The organism is Mesobacillus foraminis, from assembly GCF_004340465.1.
Classification (GTDB): domain Bacteria; phylum Bacillota; class Bacilli; order Bacillales; family Cytobacillaceae; genus Mesobacillus_B; species Mesobacillus_B foraminis.
Map to the genome: position 1 here is coordinate 1 of NZ_SLVV01000031.1, position 4138 is coordinate 4138.

General features: G+C 39.4%; 3 protein-coding genes and 1 rRNA gene. 2 read left to right on the forward strand and 2 right to left on the reverse strand.

All coding sequences use genetic code 11. The features are described 5' to 3' along the window. Positions 1-94: ribosomal RNA gene (gene rrf, locus EV146_RS26655) — 5S ribosomal RNA — on the forward strand; the annotation flags it as partial. 148 nt (positions 95-242) lie between these two features. After that, complete coding sequence (locus EV146_RS26660) at positions 243-1100, forward strand: tyrosine-type recombinase/integrase (protein WP_158287237.1); 858 nt, start codon at positions 243-245, stop codon at positions 1098-1100. A 50-nt stretch (positions 1101-1150) separates the two neighbouring features. On the opposite strand, the gene EV146_RS26665 is transcribed toward EV146_RS26660, so the two are convergent. Continuing rightward, a complete protein-coding gene (locus EV146_RS26665) occupies positions 1151-1747 on the reverse strand; it encodes a hypothetical protein (RefSeq protein ID WP_132011605.1) in 597 nt (198 codons plus the stop codon). Positions 1748-2623: 876 nt separating this feature from the next. After that, the gene (locus EV146_RS26670) at positions 2624-3463 is read right to left on the reverse strand and encodes a transcriptional regulator (RefSeq protein WP_132011606.1); all 840 of its coding nucleotides are present in this window, start codon (positions 3461-3463) and stop codon (positions 2624-2626) included. Positions 3464-4138: the final 675 nt, after the last annotated feature.

Below are 4138 nucleotides of genomic sequence, written 5' to 3' on the forward strand. Positions count from 1 at the left end.
TCACACCCGTTCCCATGCCGAACACGGAAGTTAAGCTTCTCAGCGCCGATGGTAGTTGGGGGTTTCCCCCTGTGAGAGTAGGACGTTGCCAGGCAAAGAAAAAAGGAGCACCCTTCTTGGGTGCTCCTTTTTTTTAAAATTATTATTTTTAAATGTTTTGATAATTCATATTCGTGGAAGTTTACTTCCAAACGTATATCGAGTATACTCAAGGCAAGCAAGAAAAATGAAGGAGGATGGGCATGAAAAGAAATTCGACTGAAGCTATTCCGCTGATTCTTGACTTTTGCCATTGGCTACAGGAACAAAAGAAATCTCCCAATACTATTTCCACGTATAAACGTGAATTAGAAAAGTTTCAAGAGTGGCTTCAAGAGAAAAATTCTGATATTACCCGTTTAATCAAGGATGATATTCAGAGCTATGTCACCTTTTTGGAACAGCAGGGGAAGAGTTCGACAACTATCGATAAGACAATCGGTGCGATACGGACGTTCACCAAGTTCTTGGAAAAACCGGATCTAGTTTTAGGATTAAAAGTAAAGCCGGTCGAAAAAAATGAGGATATTGACGCACTTTCTTTCGATGAGTATTCTGCATTATTGACGGAAGTAAAGACAGACGGAAACCTTAGGAATATCGCGATGGTTTATGTACTATTGCATACAGGGATCCGTGTTTCTGAATTATGCCGATTGGATCGTTCGAATGTTGATTTCAGAAAAAACCAATTGATCGTGCACAGAAATGAAGAGGAACGGATCATCCCTCTTTCGAGTGAGACGAGAGCCCATTTGGAAAACTACCTGCAACGAAGCGCATCAAATGAAGCCTTGTTTATTAATAAGTCAGGCGACCGTATAACCGAGCGATCTGTACAATATATGCTTGAAAAATATAATGTGAATCCAAATAAGCTTCGACATACTTTTTGCCAAAGACTCGTCGATTCTGATGTTGATTTAGAGATTGTTTCAAAGCTTGCCGGTCATAAGGACCTTAACGTAACGAAAAAATACGCCAAGCTAAACACAAATAATTTCAATACGTTAGAAGATGTCATCAACAAGTGTTTCCTGGATGAAAAATCAATAGGATAGTGCAATTCAAAGCAGCAGCTTCCGACGAGGGACTGCTGCTTTTTTAGGCTCTATTCTTCCTGATCATAGCTGCTGATGAAGTCTATCAAGGCCAATTCCAGAATGTTACTTTTGTTGAACTTCATTTTCTCCGCAAAATCATCAAATTTCTTGGCAACGGACTCACTCATCACGACCGTTTTCCTTATTCGTTCTTCCTTCTTTAGCTTCATGATCCGGATGTGTAGCCGGTCCCTGGATGTTTGATTTCTCTTTTCCTGTATGTACTCCTGGATCATTTCCTTTAAAGTTGTCAGTTCTTCCTTAGTAAATTGCGATTGCCCCAACGTATCATTTACCTGATCGTCTTTGTGATTTTTAGCAAGATCACTTCGTGAATAGATGACTTGTCTTTTGTTACTGATGGGTGCAGTGGATTGGACTGTCTTATTACTTACGGTACTATAGTCGGAAAGGTCTTTTTCAAGGGGTTCCTGGCCTTCTCCAATATAAAACCAACCTTTTTGACCCTTGTTCCTAAATTCATAACCGGCCGTGTTTAAGATCATTCGCAGCCTTTTTTCTCCAATTCCCGCCTGTTCTTTTGCTACCCTGGCGACTGTATTTCCTGGCGTGGCCAACGCGTCCAAAACTTCTCCAATTTGCATAGTTCACACACCTTTCTCATAATCACTAATCCAATGGATTCACACCGAGTAATCATAATGATTATTTCGATATGAATATGAGTAATCCTCTATATGACTATGAGTTCACACACAAAAACAAACCGAATATGAAAAAGCCAAAAGGTGAAAAAGATACAGATTCATTTTAGTAGATTCCGAAGGAATTCAAGTTGTCGCCTTTTAAACAGACCCACTGATTTAAATCGATATACACCAAACTGAATACCTCATCCGTTTCCAGTTTACATAATGGCACCTCTCGGAAGTTCTGAACCCTTCGAATCCTTGATAATACTGTGTTTCACAAAGGGCTGCATTTATCCTTTATGCAGAATTTCATTCAAATGTTGATATGACAGGGGTTTTCCCGGATTCATAAGGTTGTGAACGGGGAGGTTCTTGCATAAAAAACCCCATACAAACTGCTCGAACGATACCCATCCCCCATATCTGTCCAGGACGATTTAAATCCCTAGTTCAACTTCGAAATTATTTTGGTTTATTTCAGTATTCAAGAAAAAAATCAGACACCTTAGAAAGCCAAATAAACAGCCTGTGAGACAAATTTTAAAAACAATCTTTCGAATTTTAAAAACAAAAACACCGTTTTTTCAAATGCCCTTCCGATTCCATATCTGTGCAGACTTTTCCTTGGCCGGCGACGAGTTTAGAGTATCAGGAGACCTCGTCATGCTATGTATGTTGGCAGGGCGAGGTCTCCTGGTGTCCACGAAAAAAGAAGAGCCGGCCCAAACCTGCATTATGACAGGGTTTCATATAGAGAAAAGGACACAAATGGAACAGAAATTGACTTCTCTATCATTTTCCTTTTCATTGCGCTTTGATTTGTGCTTTTTAACTTGGTAAAGGCAGGTCAAAATACACCTGATCCATCAGTTTTTTGAAGGTACCGGTGAAATAACGGATGAGAGTGGTTTTGACTTTTCCTCGCTTATATCCCCTGACGGCTTGCTTGAAGGCATCGACCGCTGTGTATGTAATGGTTTCTGAGGCGACTATGTCGCAGATCATCTTGGTATCAAGGTAAACGCTCTTCCAAAAATCCTCGATTGTCACAGCATCATCAAAGAAAGGCCTGACAGCCTGTACAAATTCTTTTGGCACAAATGAAGCTGTAAAGGTAGAATCCAGACGAGGTACCTTACGTATGTTTTTATTAATAGATTTTAAAGATAAATCATTGGTAGAAACATTTTTGGGCTGTTCGTCTTTACTCTCGCAAGGAGTCTCGGCTTTTTCAGCTTGGAAATCAGCTTGGAAATCTAGGTTCAATAAGCTTGTCCAGTGGTTGAAATAAGGATGAACCACAAATAGGTGAATCGGGCATCCTCGTCCGTTATGTTTGGTCGAGCTGCGGTAGACCGTAAGGATTACTCCTGCCTTCCGAAGGATTTTTGCGACGTTCCGAACCGTCCGGTCCGATATATCATACCGGTCCCCTAAATAGTCATCACCAGCAAAGACAAATCCTCGTTCCGCCGACAGCCAGCACATCATATCAATGGCCTGTCTGGTTCCTTCTTTCAATCGGTAGTAGGTATCACCATAAGCATCAATCACACTTTTGATCAGTTGACGCTTGATTGCTTTTTTTTGTTGCTCATTCTCTGAATATAATTTATAGGTCATCATCTGTTGAAATGCGGTGTTAGATACGATTTTACTTACAGTCATGTTGGTTCTCCTTTTCTTTAGGAAAACGAAAAAAGGTGTGTTTACCAAGCGGTAAACACACCTTTTATGTACTTTCTACTTGAAGTTCACGTTTATTTATCGTAAAATATTGGATAAATAAAGGTAACAAAAAGGTGAAAGCAAGTGTTTACCGTGGTGCTCGCACGGTGGACGGTTATGTAAGGACGGCAATCCTTATATGACACGCTGGAGCCTTTTTTCCTTTTCCGGGCGTTTTATTGATTATTTATTTATACCAAACTTACCCAATTTCCACAAGGGCCACGACGAAAAAGCCAAAAAGAAAAGACTTTAAGTCTTTTTTATTTTTCGCCAAAAAAGAAGAAAAGAAGTTGACTTCTACGAAGTGAAATGATATATTTATTTTCGTCGCCGAAACGCGATAAAATGATTATCCATTTTCTTTTGAAAAAAGAAGTTGACTTCTACGAAGTCTGGTGGTAATATTAATTCTTGTCGCCGATGCGACATGATTGAAATAAAAAACAAAAAAAGAAGTTGACTTCTACGAAGTTAGATGTTACAATTAATTTTGTCGTCACTTCGACGAATGAACTTCATTGTTCTTTGAAAACTAAACAAACAAGCGTCAACAAACAATAAAACTTAGTGATTTCAAATCACTAGCCAACGTTTTTTCTTTTTTATGAGCTT

Bases quoted from the DNA above. Each gene is read 5' to 3' on its own strand.
- EV146_RS26660 (WP_158287237.1), top strand. From the start codon at position 243: ATGAAAAGAAATTCGACTGAAGCTATTCCGCTGATTCTTGACTTTTGC.
- EV146_RS26665 (WP_132011605.1), bottom strand. From the start codon at position 1,747: ATGCAAATTGGAGAAGTTTTGGACGCGTTGGCCACGCCAGGAAATACA.
- EV146_RS26670 (WP_132011606.1), bottom strand. From the start codon at position 3,463: ATGACTGTAAGTAAAATCGTATCTAACACCGCATTTCAACAGATGATG.